Annotated in this window: 24 protein-coding genes; 18 read left to right on the forward strand and 6 right to left on the reverse strand. The window is 45.5% G+C overall.

What is annotated here, in order from left to right:
• Positions 1–3: 3 nt before the first annotated feature.
• The 3 genes from LDX50_RS15625 to LDX50_RS15635 all read right to left on the reverse strand — a co-directional run bounded on the left by LDX50_RS15625 (position 4) and on the right by LDX50_RS15635 (position 3,034).
• The gene (locus tag LDX50_RS15625) at positions 4–1,104 is read right to left on the reverse strand and encodes a carboxylate-amine ligase (protein WP_225698239.1); all 1,101 of its coding nucleotides are present in this window, start codon (positions 1,102–1,104) and stop codon (positions 4–6) included.
• Between the two features lie 64 nt (positions 1,105–1,168).
• Positions 1,169–2,317: an ATP-grasp domain-containing protein gene (locus LDX50_RS15630; RefSeq protein ID WP_225698240.1), complete on the reverse strand. Its 1,149-nt coding sequence runs from the start codon at positions 2,315–2,317 to the stop codon at positions 1,169–1,171.
• Between the two features lie 9 nt (positions 2,318–2,326).
• A complete protein-coding gene (locus LDX50_RS15635) occupies positions 2,327–3,034 on the reverse strand; it encodes an esterase family protein (protein ID WP_225698241.1) in 708 nt (235 codons plus the stop codon).
• A gap of 184 nt (positions 3,035–3,218) precedes the next feature.
• Between LDX50_RS15635 and LDX50_RS15640 the strand changes: the two genes are divergently transcribed.
• Both LDX50_RS15640 and LDX50_RS31085 read left to right on the forward strand, forming a co-directional pair.
• Positions 3,219–4,079: an alpha/beta hydrolase gene (locus tag LDX50_RS15640; protein ID WP_225698242.1), complete on the forward strand. Its 861-nt coding sequence runs from the start codon at positions 3,219–3,221 to the stop codon at positions 4,077–4,079.
• 112 nt (positions 4,080–4,191) lie between these two features.
• Entirely contained in the window at positions 4,192–4,308 is a 117-nt protein-coding gene (locus LDX50_RS31085) for a copper amine oxidase (protein WP_225698243.1), read from the forward strand.
• On the opposite strand, the gene LDX50_RS15650 is transcribed toward LDX50_RS31085, so the two are convergent.
• Positions 4,309–5,814 carry a Gfo/Idh/MocA family protein gene (locus LDX50_RS15650; RefSeq protein WP_225698244.1) on the reverse strand — a complete coding sequence of 502 codons (1,506 nt, stop codon included), beginning with the start codon at positions 5,812–5,814 and terminating at the stop codon, positions 4,309–4,311.
• A gap of 155 nt (positions 5,815–5,969) precedes the next feature.
• Between LDX50_RS15650 and LDX50_RS15655 the strand changes: the two genes are divergently transcribed.
• The 5 genes from LDX50_RS15655 (at position 5,970) to LDX50_RS15675 (ending at position 11,778) form a co-directional block, all read left to right on the forward strand.
• On the forward strand, positions 5,970–6,926 hold the full coding sequence (locus LDX50_RS15655) for a succinylglutamate desuccinylase/aspartoacylase family protein (RefSeq protein ID WP_225698245.1): 957 nt from the start codon (positions 5,970–5,972) through the stop codon (positions 6,924–6,926).
• Complete coding sequence (locus tag LDX50_RS15660) at positions 6,923–8,476, forward strand: FG-GAP repeat domain-containing protein (protein WP_225698246.1); 1,554 nt, start codon at positions 6,923–6,925, stop codon at positions 8,474–8,476. The genes LDX50_RS15655 and LDX50_RS15660 overlap by 4 nt, the downstream gene beginning before the upstream one ends.
• A 36-nt stretch (positions 8,477–8,512) precedes the next feature.
• Positions 8,513–10,000 (forward strand): pyridoxal phosphate-dependent decarboxylase family protein, encoded by a 1,488-nt coding sequence (locus LDX50_RS15665; protein ID WP_225698247.1) that lies wholly within the window; start codon positions 8,513–8,515, stop codon positions 9,998–10,000.
• A gap of 138 nt (positions 10,001–10,138) precedes the next feature.
• Positions 10,139–10,780, forward strand: a complete 642-nt coding sequence (locus LDX50_RS15670; RefSeq protein WP_225698248.1) for a DUF2306 domain-containing protein — start codon at positions 10,139–10,141, stop codon at positions 10,778–10,780.
• A gap of 95 nt (positions 10,781–10,875) precedes the next feature.
• Positions 10,876–11,778, forward strand: a complete 903-nt coding sequence (locus LDX50_RS15675; protein ID WP_225698249.1) for an alpha/beta hydrolase — start codon at positions 10,876–10,878, stop codon at positions 11,776–11,778.
• Positions 11,779–11,890: 112 nt separating this feature from the next.
• On the opposite strand, the gene LDX50_RS15680 is transcribed toward LDX50_RS15675, so the two are convergent.
• Entirely contained in the window at positions 11,891–13,924 is a 2,034-nt protein-coding gene (locus LDX50_RS15680; RefSeq protein ID WP_225698250.1) for a S9 family peptidase, read from the reverse strand.
• Between the two features lie 156 nt (positions 13,925–14,080).
• Between LDX50_RS15680 and LDX50_RS15685 the strand changes: the two genes are divergently transcribed.
• From LDX50_RS15685 to LDX50_RS15730, 10 genes are all read left to right on the forward strand, one after another.
• The gene (locus LDX50_RS15685) at positions 14,081–14,638 is read left to right on the forward strand and encodes an RNA polymerase sigma factor (protein ID WP_225698251.1); all 558 of its coding nucleotides are present in this window, start codon (positions 14,081–14,083) and stop codon (positions 14,636–14,638) included.
• Entirely contained in the window at positions 14,639–15,412 is a 774-nt protein-coding gene (locus tag LDX50_RS15690; RefSeq protein WP_225698252.1) for a HEAT repeat domain-containing protein, read from the forward strand.
• 6 nt (positions 15,413–15,418) lie between these two features.
• Positions 15,419–16,261: a DUF4097 family beta strand repeat-containing protein gene (locus LDX50_RS15695; protein WP_225698253.1), complete on the forward strand. Its 843-nt coding sequence runs from the start codon at positions 15,419–15,421 to the stop codon at positions 16,259–16,261.
• A 33-nt stretch (positions 16,262–16,294) separates the two neighbouring features.
• A complete protein-coding gene (locus tag LDX50_RS15700) occupies positions 16,295–17,101 on the forward strand; it encodes a DUF4097 domain-containing protein (RefSeq protein WP_225698254.1) in 807 nt (268 codons plus the stop codon).
• A gap of 122 nt (positions 17,102–17,223) precedes the next feature.
• Positions 17,224–18,210: a hypothetical protein gene (locus LDX50_RS15705; RefSeq protein ID WP_225698255.1), complete on the forward strand. Its 987-nt coding sequence runs from the start codon at positions 17,224–17,226 to the stop codon at positions 18,208–18,210.
• Positions 18,211–18,355: 145 nt separating this feature from the next.
• Positions 18,356–20,179, forward strand: a complete 1,824-nt coding sequence (locus tag LDX50_RS15710) for a DUF885 domain-containing protein (RefSeq protein ID WP_225698256.1) — start codon at positions 18,356–18,358, stop codon at positions 20,177–20,179.
• 109 nt (positions 20,180–20,288) lie between these two features.
• Entirely contained in the window at positions 20,289–21,851 is a 1,563-nt protein-coding gene (locus tag LDX50_RS15715) for an amidase (protein WP_225698257.1), read from the forward strand.
• A 4-nt stretch (positions 21,852–21,855) separates the two neighbouring features.
• Positions 21,856–22,830, forward strand: a complete 975-nt coding sequence (locus tag LDX50_RS15720; protein WP_225698258.1) for a substrate-binding periplasmic protein — start codon at positions 21,856–21,858, stop codon at positions 22,828–22,830.
• 35 nt (positions 22,831–22,865) lie between these two features.
• Entirely contained in the window at positions 22,866–23,153 is a 288-nt protein-coding gene (locus LDX50_RS15725) for a TIGR03643 family protein (RefSeq protein ID WP_225698259.1), read from the forward strand.
• A gap of 36 nt (positions 23,154–23,189) precedes the next feature.
• A complete protein-coding gene (locus LDX50_RS15730; RefSeq protein WP_225698260.1) occupies positions 23,190–23,696 on the forward strand; it encodes a GNAT family N-acetyltransferase in 507 nt (168 codons plus the stop codon).
• Positions 23,697–23,703: 7 nt separating this feature from the next.
• Here LDX50_RS15730 and LDX50_RS15735 read toward each other — a convergent pair whose 3' ends face one another.
• Positions 23,704–24,432, reverse strand: coding sequence for an NYN domain-containing protein (locus LDX50_RS15735; RefSeq protein WP_225698261.1), 729 nt, complete (start codon positions 24,430–24,432; stop codon positions 23,704–23,706).
• Between the two features lie 160 nt (positions 24,433–24,592).
• Here LDX50_RS15735 and LDX50_RS15740 point away from each other — a divergent pair, with 160 nt between their 5' ends.
• Positions 24,593–25,213 (forward strand): class I SAM-dependent methyltransferase, encoded by a 621-nt coding sequence (locus tag LDX50_RS15740; RefSeq protein ID WP_225698262.1) that lies wholly within the window; start codon positions 24,593–24,595, stop codon positions 25,211–25,213.
• Positions 25,214–25,258: the final 45 nt, after the last annotated feature.

Here is a 25,258-nt window from a genome sequence, read left to right on the forward strand (position 1 = left end):
TTATTACTTATTAATGCCTCTCATTGTTTCCTCTATAATAAAGTCAACAACTTTTTCGAGGCTTCCGGTTTCTTCATACACTTTTAATTGACGATCAGCACCGGTACCATTTTCCAGGATCTGAACCACCTTCTGCAGTTCATCCCTCGAACCAAGGTCATCGGCCACATCATCAACAAAATCCAGTATTTCATGGATCAACGCCCGGGTATCCACTTCCTCCTCCTTGCCAAAATCAATGAGCTTTCCGTCAAGTCCGTAACGGGATGCCCTCCATTTATTTTCATTGAGGACAATTCGTTTATAGCTCATAAAGTTCAGGTTTTGCGTGCGCAGCTTGTAAAGCTTGGCAACGAGAGCCTGAATAATCGCTGTAATAGCCACGGTCTCATCTGCGGTGAGAGGAATATCGCAAATCCTGATTTCCATGGTCGGATAGAAAGGATGAACCCGAAGGTCCCACCAGATCTTCTTCGCATTGTCGATACTCCTTGTCTTGATGAGCAAATTCACATAACTGTCGTATTCGGCCACACTTTCAAAATGGTCCGGAATACCTGTTCTGGGAAATTTATCAAATACTTTCGATCGAAATGCCTTGAAGCCCGTATTCCTGCCTTCCCAAAAGGGAGAATTGGTAGAAAGTGCGTAAACATGGGGCAGGAAATAACGCATGGAATTGGCTATATGCAGAGCCATATTCCGGTCATCAATACCAACATGCACATGCAAACCAAAAATGAGGTTGGAACGCGCCGTATCCTGCAATTCATGGATTATCTCATTGTAACGGGGATGTGGCGTGAGCAACTGCTTTTGCCAGGCAGAAAAGGGATGGGTCCCTGCTGCACCAATCCTGAACCCAAGTGACCGGGCTATACTGTCGACATCTCTTCGCAGTCCGGTAATCTGCTCGCGTGCATCGTGGATGTCGGTACATATATTGGTACCCACTTCCACAACTGCCTGGTGCATTTCGGCCTTAACCTGCTCACCAAGGGTTTCTGCTGCTGCTTCAACTATTTTTTGTTCATGTGAGGCAAGTTCCCGGGTCTCCGGATCGATAACCTGATACTCCTCTTCTATTCCTAAGGTAAATTTCATAACTGATTGGTTAGCTCGGGAGATTACCCATCTCCCGATACCAATTTAAGCATCCGTTACGACTTTATTTAGCAGAACGGCCTTTTGAAGTCCCTTTTTTTGCTGCCGCCGGTTTAGTTGCCGCAGATTTTTTCGGGGCAGTAGCTTTAGCCGCGCTTGCTTTTGCTGTCGCCTTTTTAACCGGAGCAGCAGATTTGGCTGCAGGTTTCTTAGCGGCTGGCTTGGCTGCTGTTTTTTTAGCTGCCGCCTTCCTGGCCGGTGATTTTACCGAAGGAGCAGTCGCATCTTTGATAAAGGTTCCCCACGTCAGGTTCATCTGACCTTCCTTGTGTGCCTTAGCCCTCTCAATCGCCATGTTCGCCGCATTCTCTACAATCCATTCAAAATTATCCTCGCCCACGGAATGAATATCCGCATCGGGTGCCGGATTGCAAAAATCGATCGCATAGGGGATACCATCCCTGACAGCAAATTCAACTGTATTGAAATCGTAACCCAACGCCTGATTCAACTTAATGCAATAATCCTCAATCTTCTTGAGTAAGGCTTTTTCAACAGGTTGTGCATCACGAACGTACCTGAGATGGTGAGGGTTACGGGGCTCATACTGCATGATGTGGATTTTATTGCCACCCAGTGCGTAGCAACGGAAATATTCAGTAAACTGAATCTCTTCCTGCAACATCATGACCAGCTGACCGGTCTCCTGATGACGTGCGAAGAGCTCATCCTGGTCATTTAATTTATATACGCTTTTCCAGCCGCCTCCTGAAAATGGCTTCATATAGGCCGGAAACCCGATATAATTAAATATACGTTCCCAATCAGTAGGGAATTTCAGGTTCCTGAATGAATTCTCATTGGTATCATCCGGACGATGATGCGAGGGCAAAAGGACCGTTTTCGGAACGGGTACACCAATCTTTTCAGCCAGCGCATTGTTGAAAAACTTCTCATCCGCACTCCACCAGAACGGGTTGTTGATAACCGCAGTACCACTGATCGCCGCATTTTTCAAAAAGGCACGGTAAAAGGGTACATCCTGCGATATTCGGTCGATGATTACAGCATATTCCGACGGATCCGCTTGTTGTACGACATCAATGGATACCGCTTCCGCCTGTATACCACTTATCTTTTTTTCATTTACACGCTCAATAAATGCCCAGGGGAAGGTATTTTCCTGTCCGAACAGAATCCCAATTTTTTTCATGATTTTATGTTATTTAATTAAAGACAAATAATGTGGAAACATGTCCCGCCATATCGGCCAGTCATGTTTTGCCCAGCGACGAAGGTCATACCAGTGATGTATACCCTTGCTGTTCAGTATTCCGGATAACCGCTCATTTGCATCCAGGCAAATATCCCACTCACCTACTCCCAGAACAATATTCATATTCCACAGTTCCGGATGGCTGCTGCCAGGCAGGTAATCAACCGGATTATGGAAATAAACGGTATCATCATAATGCCCGTCCATAAATGATTTAACGTCAAATGCTCCGCTCATACTGAACATATGACTCACACTTTCCGGATGCCTGAAAGCGAAATTCGCCGCATGGTAGCCACCAAAACTCGCCCCGGCAACCGCAACTTTGGGTATTTTCTTTTCCAACCGGATGTGATGTACAAGTTCGTTCATGATGAACCTGTCATATAATTCGTGATTCCGAACCCTGTCGGCCGGATGTATAGACTTGTTGTACCAGCTCATCTTATCGATACTGTCAGGACAGTATAACTGGATAAGTCCCTGCTCCAAAAACCAGCGGGCAGACTCAATCAAATCAAAATCTTTGCTTTCGTAATATCTTCCCATGGTTGTAGGGAAAATAATTACCGGGTATCCCGCATGTCCGTAAACCAGCATCTCTATTTCCCTGCCCATTGCATGAGAATACCACCTGATATATTCCTCTTTCAAAATGATATTTGGTTAAATAATGACGATCCTTTCAAATCGGCTGCAAAGTTCGTATTAATCCTGATCAGATCAAAACATTATTTGGTACTGCTGTTCCTATAAGTTACTGCATTCGTTTGAAATAGACATATTGAGAATACTTTTTTTCTATGAATCTCGAAGAAATGATAGATTTGCTTCTATCATGTCGGATCATAAAGAAAAACGGGTTCAAAAAACCATTATCAGACACCGCTCGGAGGAACACGTCAACTCGTTCCTGATGCATTGTCATCTCGGTATGCATTCTCGTTTTTTAAAGCGAAATGTTAATGTTGACATCTTTTATCCTGCAGCGAATGGTCACAAAAATCAGAAGGAGACCCCTACCCTCTTTTTAAATGACGGACAGGATGCACGGCAGCTCCGTCTGCAAAAAACACTTACTTCAAGATACAGGAATAAAGATAAAGCAGACATCGCAGTGATCGGTATTCATGCAGGCGACCGTATCAATGAGTATGGCACCTCCGGAACACCGGATTACATGGGACGAGGCTGGAAAGCAGGACAGTATACTTCATTCGTCCTCGAGGAACTCATGCCTTTCATCCGTAAAGAATATGGCTTCGCCATGGATTGTAGTAAAACAGCCATTGCAGGATTTTCACTGGGCGGCTTAAGTGCCATGGATATTGCCTGGCATCATCCGGAATACTTTACGCGCGTCGGCGTATTTTCAGGTTCCTTCTGGTGGAGAAAAAAAGGCCTGGAGGATCATTATAAGGACAGTGACCGGATCATGCATGCGCGAATCGATTCTGGCTCCCATAAACCGGAACTGGAATTCTGGTTTCAGGCAGGCACCAATGATGAAAAATCCGACCGCAATAACAATGGAATCATCGATTCCATCGACGACACGCTGGACATTATGAAAAGCCTTAAAAACGCAGGGTACACGGATGCATCCATGACGTACGTTGAGGTTGAGGGCGGAGAACATAACTTCCATACGTGGTCTGAAGTTTTCCCTGAATTCCTCAAGTGGGCTTTTGACCGATAGATCTCCTGATTTAACCTCACTATAATTTACGAAATCAGGGATCACAGATCTGGTTAAAAATGACTACCTTACCTGTCTACCCAACCAACAACTTATAAAGACCAATGCACGGATGCATCACATGGTTCGTGCAAAAGACTGGCCCCTAATGCCAGTTCTCTGGCACTCATTTGAGATCCGGCCATTTGACTTCTTCGACGGGAACCCGGCGCTGGATTTGCCTAAATAATCAGGACAGTTCCCAGCCCTTTCTGTATTCCCGCTTCAGCAATGCATTGGCTTTCGCATCATTGGTAATTTTCATAGCCACCGGATCGAAGTCGATGCGCTGATTTGAGCGCAAGGCAATTGCAGCCAAATTGATGGTATCTGTAATGGTCTGTGCACGGAGGAAACTTCCGGGCGTTTGTTTCTTTTCGCGAACACGATCTATCCAGATTTCCGTATCTCTTTCCACATTCGAAGAATCTACAGATTCATGACCCGCCATCCTTGAATCGGGGATTAAACGCGGGTCTTCACCACGAAATCCACCCAGGATTTTACCTTTGTCTCCTACGAACATCAGTCCTTCGCTGGGAATATCCTTCCCGTCTGCCTCCAGTTCTTCTGTAGCAAATGGCTTCATTCCTCCATCATACCATATCAGATCAAATGACGGAAGGGACTTCTGTTCCGGGAATTTCAACTTTATCATACAGCTATGGGGAAATGCCACATCATTTTCAACCCAGTGATAAACATTGTCCTTCGCCTCGCGCGTAGTAGTACCAAATGCACGGGCACTGACGGGGGACCGGTCTATACCTAGCGTTTCGAACAATGGAAATAAGCTGTAGTGTCCCATATCAGCGATACTGCCTCCACCGAAATCATACCATCCCCGGAAGACATTATGTGTATAATTCGGATGATAGGGCATATCCGGAACCGGACCAAGCCAAAGATCCCAGTTGAATCCAGCCGGGACCGGAGGAGTCCCCGAAGGACGTTTGGTCCATTGTTCCCAAACGGGTCGGTACGACCAGTTGTGAATTTCTCTGAGGGTACCAATCTCACCGGCATTGATCCAGCCCTTTATTTTTTCATATTCCGGGCGGTTACTCCATGCCAATAAATGTGTAATTACACCCGTTTCCCGAGCCTTTTCTATAGTCAGGCGCCCCTCTTCCATCCGGTTTGCAATGGGTTTATGTGTAACCACATGAATCCCCCTGTCCATAGCCGCGATGGCAATCGTTGCATGCAGATGATCCGGCGTCATTATTTTCACCACATCAATATCCTTCTCCCGTGCAAATAACTCACGGAAATCCTCGTAGGAACCACATGCTTTCGATCCTTTTTTTCCGGCCTTTTTTGCGTAGTAGGCATTTACATATTCCTCAGCCACATCACGACCACCCGGAATCCCCTGTACGCCTTCCCACCAGGAATTATCACCCAATACCCGCCTGATATCATCGCGAATACCGTAGGGTGACCAGTCAATGTAGTTTGTAGTGTATTTGTTTGGATCACATACCGCAACAAGCTGTATCCTTTCATCCTGGAGCATGCCACCCATTTCCCTCAGACCCTGTGTACCGCACCCAATATTGGCAACAGTGATTTTATCGGATGGTGCAATTTTGCCGGATCCCCCCAAAACATGGGATGGCACAATGCTGATGGTTGCCGCGGAAGCAGCAGCTGTCTCAATGAATTTTCTTCGGGTAAGATTTTCTTTTTTCATGATATGCCTTTTTCTGCAGTTCTGAAGTTAAATATCCATTTTAAAGATTCCTAAAATGATTTTATGAATGGTTTACCGACCGCATAGAAAGGCATCGCCCTGTGGATATTGTTTTCATCGGGGCTTTTAACGTAATTGGATTACATATTATTTCTATGACAAATATCCACCAGCATTACACATTTATAAAAATACTCACGGGTTCAGATTTGTCGAAACGCCGTATGCCGGCCATGACGCTTGAATCAGATAAGAAAGGTCCTGTTGTATGGCTTACCGGCTGTATGCATGGTGATGAAATCGGGGGAACAGTGATCATTCATGAGGTATTTAAACGTCTGAAAAAAAGCTTACTGAAAGGCAAGGTTCATGCATTTCCCCTGATGAATCCTTTTGGTTTCGAGGCTATTTCCAGAAACATCGTATTGAGCAAGGAGGATTTGAACCGTTCATTCCCTGGAAATGAGAATGGTACCCTGGCGGAACGCATTGCATCAAAAATTCTGAGTCTCATTCTGCAGACCAAACCCGATCTTGTAATTGATCTTCATAACGACTGGAATAAATCAATTCCTTACGCGGTTCTTGATCGCAGTGATAACGAAAGGGTCGATCAAAAGATCCTGGAAATTGCAGGTGCTTCCGGAATGATTCAAATTGAAGAGACAGACCGGATACATTCAACACTCACCTACAACCTGATTCGCAATAATGTACCCGCATTTGTCCTGGAACTCGGAGAGTCATTTATCATCAACGAAAAAAATATTGAAATAGGAATCCGGTCCATATGGAACATACTGGAACATCTTAAAATGGTGGAAAACACAGAAGCACCCTACCGCTACCCCTCACTTGAACATTTACCAGATCATCCGCTGCAGTATTCAGCCCTTCCGCTGAGCTCATCAAGTGGAATTGTGCGCTTTCTTAAAAAACCCGGGGACCTTGTAAGCAAGGGTGCCAAACTGGCAAAGGTTTGTAATGCTTTCGGAAAACAAGTAGAACTGATTACCGCCCTTTCTGATGGCATCGTACTGGGTCATACCGATAATGCATTGGCCTATCCCGGATCCCCTGTAATGGCTTTTGGACTGACTTCAAAAAAATGAAATACTTAACTACTTTATCACTGATTATTCTTACAGCGTGTTCAACACCAGAAACCAACACCATTTCCAAAAGGATGTTAAACTTGTGGTCGGATCAAACCTCCGCTTATCTTCCGGAAACATCAGAATGGACCAACCGCGCAGAAGCGGCAGATTTAAACGGAGATGGAAATATTGACATAATATTTGCGAACGGCGGGAATTATTCAGAACCCGGAGAACCGGAATATTGCCGCATTTTTCTGAATCAGGGATCCGAAAAGCCATTTAAAGAAATAACACAGGAAGTATTTGGTGAAGAAAAATACCATGCCCGTGTGGCGAAGGCCATGGACCTTAACGGCGACGGAAATACCGACATCTTTATCGGTACAACTTTTCAGTCACAAAGCCAGCTCCTGTTGGGTACAGGCGATGGTGACTTCATGAATGTGACGTCAACACATCTACCGCAAAAGCCTGCGAGTATCGGTGATATAGAATTTGGAGACGTCGACAAAGATGGTGACCTGGATGTGGTTTTGGCTGATTGGGGCGCCGGTAATAATATGGAAAATGAAGGTGGCAGAACCATGCTCTGGCTTAATGACGGAGAAGGCAAGTTCACGGATGTTACTGAGACCCGTATGCCTGATCTGCTGATCCGGTTTTCCTGGGATCTCGAGTTTATTGATTTCGATAATGATTTTGACCTTGATGTGGTCATTTCCTGTAAAAGATGCGCAACAAGCCGGTTATTCGAAAATGATGGAACAGGTAATTTTACAAATCGCAGAGGCATTCCGGCATATACCAACAATTATGAATTTGAAGTGATGGATGTGGATGGCGACGGTTTTATGGACCTTGTTACCGTGAATGACGGTGATATTGTAGGCCCGAGATCCTATTCACGACGGGAACATCTTTTCCTCAACGACAGCGGCAAATATTTTATCGATGCCACCCAAACACATTGGCCACCGTCAGAAAACATTGGTGAAGATGATAATAACATCGTTTTCCTTGATTTTGATTCAGATGGTGATCCGGATTTTCTTCTGAGCTCACTCACCGGGGAAGATCGTTTGCTGGTCAACGACGGAGAAGGACATTTTACGCTGGAGCAACCGGTGATGAAGGGTGAGCCGACCCCTCATACTCTTTCATTGATTCTTGCTGATCTGAATAATGATAACAAACCCGACATCATCATGGGACAGGGCGAGGGTGACTCTGATCTGGATGAACGTATTTTTATGGCGGATTCGCTGGGTGCAGACACCGCCATTCCGCGCGTGGGACGCTATCGCCTAAAACGTGACAGCGTATCCAATACAGTGCGGATCGACTTACGCATACATGATAATAAAAGTCCGAGTATGCCCGGGGATTGGTCGACGGTCAATTACCAGGAAGACAACGCAGACAAAGGTGTGATGACCCATCTGACATGGTATGGTGAATATTTGTGGTATATGGAATTACCCAACGATGAATTCAAGTCGGGATATCTCTGCGCCACCGACCGGGCGGGAAATAAAAGATGTGTACGCATCATCAACCGATAGAAGTATTAATTGAAGAATTGAAATAACTCATCAGCTATGGATCAGGAAAGAACATCCGACATCAAAATATCGAAAGAAGAGTTTATTGCCCTCGGCCATAAACTCGTCAATGAGATCGCCGCACTTCTGAGCCGGCTTCCTGATATGCCGGTAACAACCGGTGAAACACCCGCCCGGATCAATGATCTGATGCCGGATGACACTTTTCCCGAGAACGGATCCAGCCCGGCAGAACTTCTCAGCGAGGCCGGATCATTGCTGATGGATCATTCGCTTTTCAACGGGCATCCAAAGTTCATGGGTTACATAACCTCTTCGCCAGCGCCGATTGGGATTCTCGGCGAACTTCTGGCATCCTCCATCAATCCGAATGTTGGGGCCAACATCCTCAGTCCGGTTGCAACGGAGATTGAAAAGCAAACCATCCGCTGGCTTTGTGATTTCATCGGTGTAAAAAATAATTATGGCGGCATCCTGGTCAGCGGAGGTAACATGGCCAATTTCACTGCATTTCTTGCTGCGCGTCAGACCATGGCACGTGGAAACTTGAAGGAAGATGGAATGGCTTCCTGCGCTCGCATGACGGTATACTGTTCGAAAGCCACACATACATGGATCGATAAGGCCATGATTTTATTTGGGCATGGAACTAAAGCGCTGCGATGGATCGAAACAAACGATCAAAACCAGATCAACCTTGCGTTACTGGAATCTGCAATTATAAAGGACCTGGAACAGGGCCTGGAACCCTTTATGGTTATTGGCACAGCCGGTGATGTGAGTACCGGTGTGGTCGACGATCTGGCAGGCCTGGCAAAAGTATGCAGGCAATATGAATTATGGTTTCATGTAGACGGCGCTTACGGCGTACCTGCCGCCATTGTACCGGAATACAAAGAGATCTTCAACGGCCTCACAGAAGCCGACAGTATTGCGATAGACCCGCATAAATGGCTCTATGCTCCGCTTGAGGCCGGGTGTACGCTCGTCAGGAACCCGAAGCATCTGCTGAACACCTTCAGTTCACATCCCGAATACTATAATTTCACTCAAACAGGAGATGAACCAGCCCATAATTTTTACGAGTTTGGATTGCAGAATTCCCGGGGCTTCAGGGCACTTAAGGTCTGGCTCGCCTTGCGACAGGTAGGGCGCAGTGGATTTGAACAACTAATCCGTGAAGATATTCTGCTGGCGGCTTATATGTATGAATTGGCGAGCAAACATCCGCGTCTTCAGGCAATGAGTCATAACCTGAGTATTACTACATTCCGCTATATTCCTCCTGGAAACGCTACCGAATCATACATTAATGAAGTGAACAAAGTACTGTTAAATCAGCTCCAGTTAGGCGGCAAAGCCTTCCTTTCAAACGCAGTCATCGGAGGCAAATATTGTTTGCGCGGTTGTATCGTCAATTTCAGAACGACGAAGAGGGATATCGATGAAATTCTCGCAATAATCGATTCAACAGGGATGCAGGTGGACAAAGAATTGCGGATAAGCAATCCGGCATTGCGATAATGCTGGATTGTTTGAATAATAATCACTATTTTCATTACGCTCAATTGATGCTGATGTAGGAATGGCAGGAGATGATGATCGTTTAGGAAGGAATGATTGGGCGAGTAAAAGAGAACCTAATCAACCAACCTGATAAACATGAATACTATTGAATCAACGCCAGCCGTTCAAAGACAATTAATCCTGAAAGTCGCTTTCTGGATCTTTCTGATTGTATTTGCAGCCCGTTTTGTCATTCGTGACGCCCTTCCCTACTTCGGTTTTTCCGAGGACGTTTTTGGCCGGTTCTGGGGTATGAAATGGTGGTTAACCGGCCATATTACCGGGGGTTTACTGGCCATCGCCATTGGACCTTTTCAGTTCTGGCCTGCCTTTCGCAACAAATACCTCAAAGTTCACCGCATGCTGGGCCGGTTCTATCTCGGGGGTATTCTTTTAGCATCACTATCTTCCATTGGACTTATTTTCACCACAGCTGTGGCAATCCACTGGACCTGGAGTGTAGCACTTGGATCGCTGTCATTTGCCTGGCTAGCGACGGCATCTATGGCCTATATCGCGATCCGAAAAAGACGCATCAATATGCACAAAGAATGGATGATCCGAAGTTATGTCGTCACCTTTGGCTTCGTACTGTTCAGATGGATGGTCGATCTTCCCTTTCTTTATGAACTATCACCTGAATTTGTCTTTCGCGGACCGACCGTAGGATGGGCATGCTGGGTATTTCCCCTGTTTATTACCGAAATGATACTAAGCTGGTATCGGGACAAAAACTAGCGGGACAAGCAATTAACATTGATTGATTTTACAACCTGAATACCGGGAAATACATTGTTTTTCGCGCAATTTTATATTTTGCAAAAAACGCTTCTATGGAAACGACACTTTCTACGAATACTAAATACTTCAGATTTATTTTGTTGTCGGCCCTCGTCGTCTTACATATCTGTGCTTCAGGCGCATCGGTTGATACTATTTTTGTGAAAAACAATGCTTTGAAGGAATCACTTCCGACTGCGGTAGTGCTGCCTGACTCCTATGCCGATTCAAACAGGGAATACCCTGTCCTGTACTTGTTGCATGGCGGGTCTGGTAGTTTCCGGGACTGGCTTACAAAAACCCCGGACCGAAACCTTCTGCACGATCTGTCAGATAGGTACCAGATCATTATTGTTACGCCCGAAGGATCTTCGCTGGGATACTATTTCGACAGTCCGCTTAATGAAAAAAGCCAGTACGAATCCTTCATCGCCGTGGATGTCGTAGCGGAAATAGATGCCACTTTCAGGACGGTTGGGGAACGGAAAGGTCGCGCCATCGCGGGCTTATCAATGGGTGGCCATGGTGCCTTTTTCATCTCAGCCAGGCATCCGGATGTTTTCTGCGTGGCCGGCAGTATGAGCGGAGTGATGAATCTCAATACAGAAACCTGGAAGGTGCCAAAGGAATTTGCAGATATGCGCAAAAAGACCTTCGCTGAATTACTCGGTGCCCCTGCTGAAGGTATTATATCCTATCCTGATTATTCAGCAGTTGGACTTACAGAAAATATGAAGACCAACAATGTAAGACTGATCTTTGATTGTGGAGTAGACGATTTTTTAATTGAGACTAATCGCATGCTGCACCAGAAACTCCTGGATAACGGCACAGCCCATGATTATACCGAACGCCCGGGTGGTCATACCTGGGAATACTGGGGAAATGCCCTGCCCTATCAGGTACTCTTCATTACCAATGTGTTCCGGGAAAACGGAGTTTTAATACAAGACTAACCTAATAATAACCTCGGCAATTCGACCGCCCGCTCCACCATCGCATTCGCTATGGTGGATAATTCTGTAATCAATAAAAAGGCCGTCTGGTGTTGACGGCCTTTTTATTGACTTACTTTTCTGAATTTCGATATTTATCGAACCAGTACAATACTGCGGCAACTTTTGCCACAAGATTACTTGGCCGGTTGGCGATACCATGCGAGGCATTAGGTATCCGAACCAGCGCAGTTTCTACCTTCTGAATTTTCAATGCGGCATAGAACTGCTCCGACTCAGGAATGGGAGTACGAAAGTCCTGTTCTCCGGTTAGCAACATCGTGGGAGTCTTCACATTGCCAACGTAGGAAAGAGGTGATCTTTTAAGATAGGATTCAGGGTCTTCCCAGGGCTTCTTATCAAACCAGTATTGATAGAAAAACCCTGGTCCATCAGCATAAAGCACGAAGCTGTACCAGTTAATCACCGGCTTTGCGACTACAGCTGCCCGGAAACGGTCTGTTCTACCCACAATCCAGGCAGACAGGACACCTCCACCGCTTCCGCCGGTAACAAACAGCTGATCACTGTCGACATAACCCTGGCTGATCACTGCATCAACACCCGACATCAGATCATCATAATCATGATTTGGATAGTCATGATGAATCAGGTTGCCAAATTCCTGACCATATCCGGTACTTCCACGCGGGTTGGTATAGAGCACTACATATCCGGCCGCGGCATATAATTGTATTTCCGCTGAGAATACCGATCCATAGCTGGCAAACGGACCACCATGAATTTCCAGAATCAACGGATACTTTTTCGAAGGATCAAAATCTGGCGGTGTTACTACCCATCCCTGTATCTCCCGCTGGTCATAAGATGACTTCCAGCGGATTTCTTTAGTCTGACCAATTTTGCGAAACGAAAACAGATCGTCATTCACATGGGTCAGACGTTGTACCTCTCCTTTATTCCAGATGGCCAGATCAGCAGGATGGTCGGGTCCGCCCAGCGTAAAGGCAAAGCGGTTATTGGTTGATACAGAAAACGACGAAGCATTATAGGGTCTTCCCAGTGATAAACCACCCATTCCCTCCAATACCGTCCGAACTTTGCCAGTAAGGGCAACATGCCCGATCTTATCATTCCCGTTGTCAGTATACTGGAAGTAAATCCCTGATCCGTTGGCTTCCCATTGTACATTATCAATGTCCCTGTCGAGGTCTGCCGCCAGTAATTGTTTACCACTTCCGTCGGTATTCATAACATACAACTTAGTAACAGTATATCCCTGGAATGTATCATCAAAACCTGTATAGGCAATTTTCTTTCCATCGGGCGAGAGAACCGGCGAGGCATCCGGACCGAAACGATCGGTAAGCGTCTCGATAGACCCATCCGATATCCGAAGCCTGTGTATTTCACTATTAAGCGGTTCAAATTCATGATTTTCACCCAAATTCGCTGAAAAATAAAGATGTTGTCCGTCCGCAGACCATTCCGGCGCTCCATGATCATGTTCTGAATGTGTTAGCTGACGCGGCGTACCTCCATCAGTAGACAGTACAAAAAGTTGCATAAAGCCATCCTTGAGATAGCCCTGACCGTCGGCGCGGTAATTCAACTCATCAATATAGACGGGCGGTGAATTCCAGACAGCCCCCTCAGGCTTGGCAGGAAGTGCAATTGGCGAAGGATCCGATTTCGGAACAAACATATTAAAGGCCAGGTACTGATCATTTCTTGACCAGGAAACAGCACCCGGTGCCGTTGGCGTATTGGTCAGCGCCACGGTCTTTTCGGTGTCCATCCACATCATAAAGAGCTTCATCCTGTCGTCCTGCATATTTGACTTAAATACGATCCTGGTTCCGTCATGAGACCACTTAGGTGCAACATCATTATGGTTTCCGGTCGTGAGAGGCCGGTTTCCGGTTCCATCCGAATTAATGATCCATAGATTGGACAGGTTTTTATCGGTCATAATATCCTTGAAACTGCGCACATAGACGATCTTACTGCCATCAGGTGAAATCTGGGGGTCGGATACCAGCTCCATGTTGTATATATCGGTGAGTTCCAGGCTTGCGCCTGTTTGAGCCAGACTGGCAAAGGCAATCAACAGAAGTGCAACAAGAGGTGTAATTCGTTTTGTCATGATATACGGTTTGTGGTTGAATACGTAATATATTGAAAATCACTTTCAATCAGACTGTTTAATAAAAGCAGTTAAAAATTTATTGGTTATTTTTTGTAACCTTCCTGATACCTGCCGGTACTACAGTTAGGCAATTAAATATTTAACGCTATTATCTTGACAGATTTCTCGGACAATGCATTAATGCAGCAAGTAAAAGCCGGTGAACTCGATAAGCTCGGGCTTTTATTCGAACGGTACAAAAAGCCTGTCTTTGGTTTCTATTACAATATGTTCCGGGATATGGATGAATGCGAGGACCTGGTTCAGGTTTGTTTTATGCGAATACTGAAGTACCGTAATTCATATGAGGCAAACGGGGAATTTAAATTATGGCTGTTTCGGATTGCACGAAATGTGGGCAACGACCACTTCCGCAGAAGGAAGAATGTCATTGAAGATAGCCTGGAACATTCACTGACAAAAATTTCAGATTTAGCTCCCAGCAGTGAAGAGGATATTACGAGGGAAGAGGAATTGATCATCCTTCGGCAGGCCATGAATCGCCTCGACCATGAAAAACGGGAGATTCTAACGCTCAGTAAAATTGAAGGGATTCGGTACAAGGAAATTGGCGAGATCATCAACTGTTCGGAAAATACGGTTAAAACAAAGGTTTTCAGGGCACTTAAGGCCCTCCGGTCTGAATATGATGCAATACAATCTAAAGTGTAGATGATGAGAGATGAACTAATTAAGAAATTTGACGAGGGAACTGCCAGTGAGCAGGAACTCAGGCTCCTCGAAGAAATGATCCATGCTGGCGAGGTTGAAATTGCGGAATTGGCATCCCTTAAAAAATTTGGAGAGATGTTTTCAAATGTTCCGGAACCTTCAGAAACAATGACTTCCAGGTTTTATTCAAGCCTTGCAAAAGAATTGAAAAAGGAACGCCGGCCATCAGTTTTAGTAAGAATAAATCAAGCCCTTCAATTCAATCCGATCGCACGATGGGCTTTTGGGATAGTGCTGATCGCGGTAGGTTTCATCGCTGGAGAATACGTCAATACGCGTAATAATGTAGATGAAATTAAAACCCTTACCGCAGAGATTAACAATGTGAAGGAAGTCATGCTTCTGACCATGCTGGAAAAGGAGTCTATCAACGACCGGCTTAAAGCGGTGAACCTCACACAGGATATGCCCACGGTGAGTGATAAAGTGACAGAAGCGCTCCTTCAAACACTGGGGAATGATGAGAATGTTAATGTACGGCTGGCTGCTATTGAGGCACTGATACCTTATGTAAACCAACCGGCTGTGCGAAAAGGGTTGATAAATTCGATCTCGAAACAGGAATCACCCCTGGTCTTACTGGCACTTTCTGAATTGATGGTGGCTCTGCAGGAAAAAGGCGCAGTTGAGGAATTCAACCAAATATTACGGAATAACAACACACCGGACGATGTCAGGTCACAATTGAAAAGCAACATCGACATACTAATCTAAAAACTCATGAAAAACATTCTACCCCTCCTGTTGATGCTGCTTGCCACGAGTGCGCATGCGCAATTCACCGATGACAAGCAGCTGAACATACCTACAGAAAAAGTACTTTACCTGCCCAACATAAACGGATCCATCACGGTGATCGCAGAGAACCGGTCAGATATTATGGTTTCATACCAGCGGGAACTCAACGCACCCGACACCGAAATACTTGAGAGAGCAAAATCTACCGTGGTGTTACAAACTAAATCTGTGAATGATACTGTCTTGGTATACATCGATGGAATTTGCGGTTCTGAAAAATGGAAAAACACCACCGCAGCGATAAATAAACGGTCCTGGTACACTGAAGATTGCAACGATAAATTCCGGTTCAAATTAGATATGGAACTGCGTGTTCCTGCGAACCAGGATCTTCATCTGTCAACGGTCAACAATGGCGACATTTCAGTGAGCGGAGTATCCGGAATGATGAGCCTTCACAATGTGAATGGTTCAATCCGTGTGGATGATGCCGCGAACGTGATTAAGGCGCGAACGATCAATGGAGATGTGGATATCGCTTTTTTAAAAACACCACAGTCGGGCTCATACTACACCCTGAACGGAGATATCAACATGAACCTGCCCAAAGGTTTCAGCACACGGGCTACTTTCAAGAGCTTTAACGGAGACATTTATACCAACGTACCTGATGTTCGGCAAGAACCGATGATCACAAAAAAGGAAGAAAAGGGAAAAGGAACATCATTCAGGGCAGAATTAAATACGATGATCACAATACGTGAGGGAGGCGGGCTGCTCGACATTGAAACATTCAATGGAAACGCCTATATCCGTGAAAATTAAACAGGTCAATTTTAAACACTAAAATATTTCAGCATGAAAAAGCTCATTATCATACTTACGATCCTTGTTATCTCGGGCGGATACTCAGGGTTCTCCCAGGATTCAGGGGAACTTGTGGTACCCTTTAGTGACCCGGCAAAACCAAAGAAGGTGATTGTCGACCTCAGACGCGGATCCATCGAAGTTGTTGGTTCAGATCGCCAGGATGTCAAGATCTATTATGAACCCACTGATTCCAAAATGAATGAGAACGGAACGTCATCTGATGGTCTGAAGCGGATTGCCAGTGCGTCACTTAATCTTGAAATCAGTGAAAAGGATAATACAGTCGAAATTGAATCAGACTCCTGGAATAAAGGTGTAAATGTGAAGATAGAGGTTCCCTACCGGGTAGATCTGCATGTAGAATCGTATAACGACGGGGATTTGTTTGTATCAAACATCAAGGGAGAAGTTGTTGCCGATTCCCAGAATGGACGCATCACTGCTGAAAACATTTCCGGTTCTTTGATCGCAGATACATACAATGGCGCAATTCGCGTGACGTTCGATGAGATCAAACCCGATACACCCATGGCATTTTCCACTTACAATGGGGACATCGATCTCACTCTTCCAGCCAATTTCCGAGGTTCGATGAAAATGAAAACCGCTCGTGGTGATATCTTGTCCGGATTCGATTTCACACTTGAAAAATCAGAACCTGAAACGAAAAAAGACACAAAATCCGGTACTTATAAGATTTATATGGATGAATGGGTACGAGGGAAAATCAATGGGGGCGGACCGGAATTTATGCTTAAGAATTATAATGGGAATATTTACCTGAGGAAAAAGTAACCAATAAGAGGCGGATCATTGATTCGCCTTTATTGTTTTTTGTCCCCGCTCCGGCTAATATTTTCTATTGCAAATGCATTGAATCATAAGTATATTATGATGGATTAACCAACATCAACACTATGACATTCAATGCACTAACAATTAAAACAAGCACATTGATACCGATCCTGTTAATTTGTGCAGGATTTTTTTATGGGTGCAATACCAACAAGACCGAAAACGATTCGGATGAAGACATTGTGGAAGCACTCGCTCCGGAGCCGACCTATATTGAGTATACCGTAACCGGGATGAAATTCGACGGTCCGACTACCATACCTTCGGGCTGGACCACCATTCGATTGAATAATTTGTCGGCCATGACGCACTTTGCCCTTGTAGAAAGAATTCCGGACTCCATTAGCGTGGCGGATCAGCAGCAGCTCGTGGCACCTGTATTCCAGAATTTTATGGATAACTACAATGGAAAGCCTTTGAGTGCACCGGATGCCGGAATGGAACTCCCGGCATGGTTCGGCGGCATTGAATATCTTGGCGGACCGGGACTGGTAGCTCCTCAGTACGCAGCTGAAACCACTGTTTTCCTGGAACCTGGAAATTATATGCTGGAGTGTTATGTAAAAACTGACGGCATTTTTCATAGTTACAATCCCGATCCCGATCAAATGGGAATGGTTCTTGGGCTAACAGTTACCGCTGAAAATAGCGGACTGGCAGAACCAGTACCAACAATGGAGGTTTCCGTTTCTTCTACTGAAGGGATCACCGTAAACGGATCTCCCGCGGAGGGGCTCAATATCGTGAAGGTAACGTTTACCGACCAGGCCGTTTATGAAAATTTTGTCGGCCATGATGTACACATCGTCAAACTTGATGAAGATGCAGATCAGGCCGCGGTTGCGGCGTGGATGAACTGGACCACGCCCGATGGATTACAGACACCATCGCCCGCCACTTTTGTTGGTGGTGTAAACGATATGGCTGCAGGGGGAGTAGGCTATATCCACGTAAACCTGGAACCCGGAACCTACGCCTGGGTTGCTGAAATTCCGGACCCCGCATCCAGGGGAATGTTTCAGGTCTTTACTGTTGGGGGTGCAATGTAGATAATTAGGTTTTATTGAAGACAAGACAGCCTGTCCGTGAGATTTTGTACATACAAAATCTCACGGACAGGCTTCATTGCTTTTTAGAGTTATGCATTCCCTTTGAAGGAATATGTGCTATATTAAATGAGAAATAAAAACCACCATGAGAACATATTCCCGGATATTACTACTTGTTATGCTCACGGCCTGTTCCCAGCCATCAGAACAGAAAGAAAATACAAGTCCCGAAATACCCATTGAGGAGATTTTTGAGGATTTTTATGAGGAACGCATCCGTTTTAATCCGTTTGAAGCAACGGCTGCAGGCGACAACCGCTATAATGATACGATTCCAATATTTATATCAGATAGCTATCAGCAACGCCTGCTTGACTTCTATACATCCTATGCAGAGAAGACCCGCGCCTACCCGGAAGATGTATTGTCAGAATCGCAGAAGCTGTATCGGGATGTTCTTCTGTGGGAATGTGATGTAAAAAAGGAAGGGCTTGAAAATATCTACGGCGTGGTTACCACCCCATTATTCGGACTCCCTGCAATCGACGTAGCACCCATCAATCAGATATTCAGCTTTCACCTCTATGTCTCACAGCTGGCTAATGGAACCGGTGCCCAACCATTTAAAACCACTGAAGACTATTACGACTGGCTCAGCCGCCTGGAAGATTATTTACAATGGCTGGATACAGCCAAAGCGAAAATGAAAGAAGGTATATCGGCAAAATTTACTCTTCCCCGGGTGATTGTTGAAAAAATGATCCTGCAGCTGGATGCCTTTATTGATACGCCGGTCAAAGAACATACATTCTACCAACCCGTAGCCAACCTCTCAAATGACCTTCCTCCTATTGAACATGAGGTACTGCCCGCGAAATATGCCGAATTCATCGAAAAAAAATTAATCCCCGCCTACACCGATCTGAAGAATTTCCTGAGAGATGAATATTTGCCGCAAGCGGTTGAAACAGCGGGCATAGGAGCACTTCCCGGTGGCAGCGAAACATACCGGTACCTGGTGAAATACCACACCACGACGAATATGACACCGGATGAAATCTTTGAACTTGGAAAATCAGAGGTGGAACGCATCTCCGCAGAAATGGAAAAGGTAAAGACACAGCTGGGATTTCAGGGAACCCTGTCCGGGTTTTTTGATCACCTGAGATCAAAGCCCGAACTCATGCCTTTTTCTTCAGCAGAAGAGGTACTGGCTAATTTCCGACAGATCCATGACCGAATGCAACCTCAACTGAACATTTTGTTTAATCAGAAGCCAAAATCTGCTTTTGAGATCCGTCGCACGGAAGCCTTCCGTGAAGCATCTGCCTCTGCAGAATATTTCCCGGGGAGCATAGATGGCAGCCGGCCGGGCATATTCTATGTACCCGTACCCGATGCGACTTCCTATAATATTGTCGGCGACGAAAGCCTCTTTCTTCACGAAGCAATTCCGGGGCATCATTACCAGCTGTCCCTTCAGCAGGAGAATCAGGACCTTCCAAAATTCATGCACACCGAAGGCCTTGGAGTGTACGTGGAAGGCTGGGCACTCTATGCAGAATCACTCGGTAAGGAACTCGGACTGTATGAAGATCCGTACCAATATTTTGGAATGCTCAGCGCAGAAATGCACCGCGCGATCCGACTGGTCGTTGATGTGGGAATGCACGCAAAAGGATGGACCCGCGAGGAAGCAATTCAGTACTCGCTCGATCATGAAGCCGAAAGTGAAACGTCCATCACTGCAGAGATTGAACGGTACATGGTTGCACCAGGACAAGCACTGTCGTATAAGATCGGCCAGCTCAAAATCATCGAGCTTCGCAACCGCGCCGAGGTGGAACTGGGCGATGCATTTGACATCCGCGCATTCCATGACCAGGTCCTCGGAACAGGAAGTTTGCCACTGGTGCTGCTCGAACAAAAAATAGACGGATGGATTGATGCGAAACAGGTAAACCCGTAAATTATAATTTTTAGATTAGTCTAAATTTACATTCGTTTTAAATTATATTTTATTATTAATCAAATGATTAATTAACTTTAACTAACTCATTACTTTAATTAAAAGACACATGCCACATATCACAGCAAACAGGTCTGATCTTCTTCATTATCTTCCTGTCACCATCTGTCTCTGCCTGTTTTTCGCCCTGACATCCTGTGAAAAACCACAAGAAAAAATACAGCTGGAAGAGCTTACAATTGCTGAAATACACCGTGCGTTTCAGGCAGGTAACTATACAAGCGAAGACCTTGTAAACGCGTACCTGGAACAGATCGAAATGCTCGAACCCAGGCTTAATGCCATCACCGTTTTGAATCCTGCGGCCGTGGAGGAAGCCCGAAATCTTGACAAGGAATTCAGGCAGACCGGAAAGCTCAGGCCCCTTCACGGGATTCCTGTAATCGTTAAAGACAACATCAACACTGCCGGGATTTTAACGACCGGCGGATCCCGTGCACTGGAGAATTTCGCTCCCTCGGAAGATGCCCCGATAATACAAAAACTGAAGGACGCCGGGGCCATCGTTCTGGCAAAATCGAATATGGCGGAGTGGGCCTTCTCCCCCAGGCATTCGGAAAGCACGACGTTCGGAACCACCCATAATCCATACGACACTGCCCACGTACCAGCCGGCTCAAGTGGTGGAACCGCAGCAGCCATTGCAGCGAATATGGGAACTGTCGGACTCGGAACGGACACAGGAAATTCCATCCGGGGCCCCTCCTCCCATTGCTCGCTTGTTGGTTTCCGTACAACCCTTGGACTGACCAGCCGGTCCGGGATCATACCACTCTATCTTCGTAATGATGTTGTCGGTCCCATGTGCCGTACCGTTGAAGATGCAACACGGGTGATGCAGGTAATGACCGGCTACGACCCCGCCGACCCCATTACAAAATATAGTGAAGGCAGAACCCAAACTGATTATCTGCGCTACCTGGATAAAGATGGACTAAAGAACAAACGCATTGGTGTCTTGCGCATCCTCAGTGATAATGATCCTGATCCGGAAATCAGTGCCCTGTTCAATCAGGCTGTTTCAGACCTGGCCGGACAGGGAGCGACCATCATCGATCCTCTCAATATTCCGGATTTCAATGCCCTTCGCCAGAATCAGTGGTGCTCCGTCTTCCAGCAGGATGTCGAGGAATTTCTTGCCACATACGTGAAATCAGATTCTGTTCAAACCATAGAAGACATTATCAGGATCGGCACGAATAGTGAATTCGCCCTTCAGCGGCTTCAAAATTCCCTCGATTTCGTTGGGAGGTACAGCGATGCAATTGACGCGCCCTGCGGTGATGCTTATTCTGACAGCCTTCGTATTGCTTTCAGAAACGCCATTGAAGGCGTAATGGACAGTCTCCAGCTGGATGTGATCGTGTATCCATCCTGGAATAACCCCGCTGCACTGATCAATGATTTCCAGGAAGGCTATCGCGGAGATAACAGTCAGATCATTTCTCCACATACCGGACAGCCGGCTTTCACGGTCCCCATGGGATTTACCTCTGCCGGTCTGCCCGCCGGAATCCAGTTCCTGGGAAGAATGTACAGTGAGCCCGTTCTGATCCAAATGACCTATGCCTATGAACAGGCAACGCTTCACCGTAAACCCCCAAAACTTTAGAAAAATGAAACTAATCACCGTTTTATTCCTTTTGATCGCCTCTTCTGCTTTTGGCCAGATCACAACACTTAAGCTTGGCTCGGATATCTGGCCGCCATTCACCAATGAAAAGCCCGAAATGGCCTTTGCGCTGGATGTTGTATCATCCGCGCTGGAACGGTCATTTGTCAAGCCTGAAATCGTCATTCAGGATTTTGAAAAAGTTCTTGATGACCTTGAGGCCGGAAAGCTCGATGGCAGTGCCGCCCTGTGGAAAACTCCTGAAAGAGAATCCTTCCTGCTTTTCTCACAGCCTTATTTACAAAATCAATTGATCCTGGTTGGCAGGAAAGGATCTGATGTTTCGGCAGCCACCCTGAACGATCTGAACGGAAAAAAAGTAGGCATAGTTTCAAATTATGCGTATGGCGATGACCTGAAAGGTGAGACGGCAGCCAGCTTCATTGCCGGCACGAGCGACCAGGAAAACCTGGAAAAACTCCTGGAGAATGAAATAGATTTTATGCTCGTAGACGCCCTGCTCATACAGTATGTTTTGCGATATCAGTCAGAAGAAGCGGCGCGATACCTGGAAATCGGCACAAATAGTCTTCTGACAAAGTCCCTTCATTTCGCCATTCGAAAGGATCATCCGGACGCTGCAAATATCATTGTAAAATTCAATGAGGCTATCTTGAAAATGATTGGAGACGGCAGTTACAATGAAATCCTGCAGCTCAACTGGATAAAGGCAGATGTTGATGGAGATGGAAATGTAGAATTGCTCCTGAAAGGTTCCGCGGCAGGCACACAGGTCCCCTCAGGCAGCTATAGCGTTTGGTTTAATTCCGAACAACCTACCAACACGCTTACAAGCGGGTTTTATATTGATGGAAAGTATTATGATTCCTGGAATGACATTCCTTCCCAATATAAAACGCCGCCTTCAAACCCACTCGACGTTCAGCCGGTCAACATTCTGAACTTTAAAATCAAATAGCCAGAACGTCTTCCCTTTAATCTTGTTAACCTAATATGGAAGGAAAAAGCAAGGATTTGTCGGCACTGGAAATAGACAGGATCATTGAAATGGCATGGGAAGACCGTACCCCTTTCGATGCCATTGAAAACCAGTTCGGCGTGAATGAAAAGGAAGTCATTCAGATAATGAAGCGCGAAATGACGCTGAAAAACTGGAAAAAATGGCGCGAGCGGGTTCAAAACCGGGCAACCAAACACCAGGCAAAGCGAAACTCAGAAACAGATCGCTTTAAATCCAATGCCCAACGTATCATCACAGGCAACAGGATCAGTAAACGTTGATGCGGAATTTTGCGCAACTCATGTTATTTTTAGTATATGGACTCGCTGTCAATCAATGATCATCTGAAGCTCCAGCCTATTAGCAGGAGCTTTTCAAAAGAGATCTTTACCCATTTCTCCAGCGACATCGTCCGATATCTTCTGGTAGAAAAACCTCCGGAGGCTATTACCGATACGGAAGCATTCATTGATCTTTCGGTATCCCAGTTAAAAAAAGGAACGGATATCGTATGGGTGATTCTGCATCAGCAGGAATTCATCGGGTGTTGCGGCATCCACAATATCCCGTCGCGTAAACCACATTTCGGACTTTGGATCAAGAAGGAGGCTCAAGGCAGGGGTTTTGGCAGCAGTGTTACTGAATATTGCATGAAATGGGCCGTGAAGACATTGGATATAGATTATATTCGATATCCGGTTGATATCCACAACAAACCAAGCATAGCGGTGATCGAGAAGCTCACCCCGACGATTCATGGATCTTACAAGATGGGTGAAGGCAAAGTCCTTGAAGTGAACGAATATCGCCTTTACAGGGAATAATTAAAGATTACTTGTTTCTAACATAAATCAGCTTAAACCTTCCCCCACTCTGATCTTTTTGCTCAATCTCAAACTGGTTGGTTGATTTGAAAAGCGGGGTAAGCTTGTCGAAACCAAAATTTCGCGAGTCGAAATTCGGTTGCTTCTTGAGAATCAGCGATCCCACGTCGCCCATGAAAGCCCAGCCATCCTCATCGGCAGCGTCATCCACTGTTTGTTTCAGTAAACGGATCACTTTTGGCGTGATCTTATCTACATTTGATTTTATGGTCTTTCCCTTGGATCCGTCAGACTCCTGATCGGTGTGGAGAATTTCAAGATAAATAAATTTATCACAGGCAACGATAAAAGGATCCGGTGTCTTCTTTTCCCCAATTCCGAATACCTGCATTCCTGCCTCCCGTAATCGTGTCGCCAGCTTTGTAAAATCGCTGTCGGAAGAAACCAGGCAAAATCCGTCGACACTTCCTGAATAGAGGATATCCATCGCGTCAATGATCATGGCTGAATCCGTGGCATTCTTCCCGGTCGTGTAGCTATATTGCTGAATAGGGTTAATCGCTGTTTCAAGCAATACATTTTTCCATTTTGCCAAATGAGGCTTGGTCCAGTCACCGTAAATCCGCTTGATGGTGGGTGTCCCGTATTTGGTGATCTCCTCCATCATTTCCTTAATATATTTTGATGGCACATTATCCCCGTCGATGAGGACTGCCAGCTTGTTATCTTTTTTCATATACCTAAAGATACGCAAATAATAGCCCCTGATAATGAAATAGTCGCCATTCTCTGTATATATACGCCAAAATCAATACATATATATTCAAAATGTGATTGATTCTTGGAGAAGTAACAAAAAGGTTTGATACATTTGAACTAAAGAAATTCACAAGTAAATGAAAGATTTTTGGGATGAGCGATACCGAGAACCGGAATACGCTTATGGAACCAAACCGAACCAATTTTTTGCACACGCTCTAAAAGAACTTAACCCTCACGGAAAGATTTTTTTACCTGCAGAAGGCGAAGGCAGAAATGCCGTTTTTGCGGCATCTTTAGGCCTGGAAGTCGTAGCATTTGACATCAGTGAAGAAGGAAAACGCAAGGCGGAAGCACTGGCAGCAGATAACTTTGTGGATATTAATTATACGGTAGGAAATCTGAACCAGCTCAAGCTCGAACCGGAATCATTTGATGTGATCGGCCTGATCTATGCGCATTTCGAAACATATATCAAGGTTGCTTATCATAACCAGTTTATATCACTGCTTAAACCCGGTGGATTTGTAATCTTTGAAGCTTTCAGCAAGAACCATATCAAATTCCAGAAATTAAACCCTCATGCAGGCGGTCCGAAAAACGTAGATATGCTTTTTTCCATTGAGGATATGCACAAGTTATTCGCGGGCCTCGAAACCATTACCCTGGTAGAGAAACTGATCGATCTGGAAGAAGGTAAGTATCACAATGGTAAAGCATCAGTGATTCGTTATATCGGACAGAAACCCGTGGAATAGCCAAGTATTACGGTAGCGTCTTTGGATGAAATCCAATACCTTCGT

This window comes from Fulvivirga sedimenti, from assembly GCF_020328055.1.

What these genes read in the sequence shown, in the direction of transcription:
- LDX50_RS15625 (WP_225698239.1), bottom strand. Translation starts at nt 1,104, where the DNA reads ATGAAATTTACCTTAGGAATAGAAGAGGAGTATCAGGTTATCGATCCG.
- LDX50_RS15630 (WP_225698240.1), bottom strand. Translation starts at nt 2,317, where the DNA reads ATGAAAAAAATTGGGATTCTGTTCGGACAGGAAAATACCTTCCCCTGG.
- LDX50_RS15640 (WP_225698242.1), top strand. Translation starts at nt 3,219, where the DNA reads ATGTCGGATCATAAAGAAAAACGGGTTCAAAAAACCATTATCAGACAC.
- LDX50_RS31085 (WP_225698243.1), top strand. Translation starts at nt 4,192, where the DNA reads ATGCATCACATGGTTCGTGCAAAAGACTGGCCCCTAATGCCAGTTCTC.
- LDX50_RS15650 (WP_225698244.1), bottom strand. Translation starts at nt 5,814, where the DNA reads ATGAAAAAAGAAAATCTTACCCGAAGAAAATTCATTGAGACAGCTGCT.
- LDX50_RS15655 (WP_225698245.1), top strand. Translation starts at nt 5,970, where the DNA reads ATGACAAATATCCACCAGCATTACACATTTATAAAAATACTCACGGGT.
- LDX50_RS15660 (WP_225698246.1), top strand. Translation starts at nt 6,923, where the DNA reads ATGAAATACTTAACTACTTTATCACTGATTATTCTTACAGCGTGTTCA.
- LDX50_RS15665 (WP_225698247.1), top strand. Translation starts at nt 8,513, where the DNA reads ATGGATCAGGAAAGAACATCCGACATCAAAATATCGAAAGAAGAGTTT.
- LDX50_RS15670 (WP_225698248.1), top strand. Translation starts at nt 10,139, where the DNA reads ATGAATACTATTGAATCAACGCCAGCCGTTCAAAGACAATTAATCCTG.
- LDX50_RS15675 (WP_225698249.1), top strand. Translation starts at nt 10,876, where the DNA reads ATGGAAACGACACTTTCTACGAATACTAAATACTTCAGATTTATTTTG.
- LDX50_RS15680 (WP_225698250.1), bottom strand. Translation starts at nt 13,924, where the DNA reads ATGACAAAACGAATTACACCTCTTGTTGCACTTCTGTTGATTGCCTTT.
- LDX50_RS15690 (WP_225698252.1), top strand. Translation starts at nt 14,639, where the DNA reads ATGATGAGAGATGAACTAATTAAGAAATTTGACGAGGGAACTGCCAGT.
- LDX50_RS15695 (WP_225698253.1), top strand. Translation starts at nt 15,419, where the DNA reads ATGAAAAACATTCTACCCCTCCTGTTGATGCTGCTTGCCACGAGTGCG.
- LDX50_RS15700 (WP_225698254.1), top strand. Translation starts at nt 16,295, where the DNA reads ATGAAAAAGCTCATTATCATACTTACGATCCTTGTTATCTCGGGCGGA.
- LDX50_RS15705 (WP_225698255.1), top strand. Translation starts at nt 17,224, where the DNA reads ATGACATTCAATGCACTAACAATTAAAACAAGCACATTGATACCGATC.
- LDX50_RS15710 (WP_225698256.1), top strand. Translation starts at nt 18,356, where the DNA reads ATGAGAACATATTCCCGGATATTACTACTTGTTATGCTCACGGCCTGT.
- LDX50_RS15715 (WP_225698257.1), top strand. Translation starts at nt 20,289, where the DNA reads ATGCCACATATCACAGCAAACAGGTCTGATCTTCTTCATTATCTTCCT.
- LDX50_RS15720 (WP_225698258.1), top strand. Translation starts at nt 21,856, where the DNA reads ATGAAACTAATCACCGTTTTATTCCTTTTGATCGCCTCTTCTGCTTTT.
- LDX50_RS15725 (WP_225698259.1), top strand. Translation starts at nt 22,866, where the DNA reads ATGGAAGGAAAAAGCAAGGATTTGTCGGCACTGGAAATAGACAGGATC.
- LDX50_RS15730 (WP_225698260.1), top strand. Translation starts at nt 23,190, where the DNA reads ATGGACTCGCTGTCAATCAATGATCATCTGAAGCTCCAGCCTATTAGC.
- LDX50_RS15735 (WP_225698261.1), bottom strand. Translation starts at nt 24,432, where the DNA reads ATGAAAAAAGATAACAAGCTGGCAGTCCTCATCGACGGGGATAATGTG.
- LDX50_RS15740 (WP_225698262.1), top strand. Translation starts at nt 24,593, where the DNA reads ATGAAAGATTTTTGGGATGAGCGATACCGAGAACCGGAATACGCTTAT.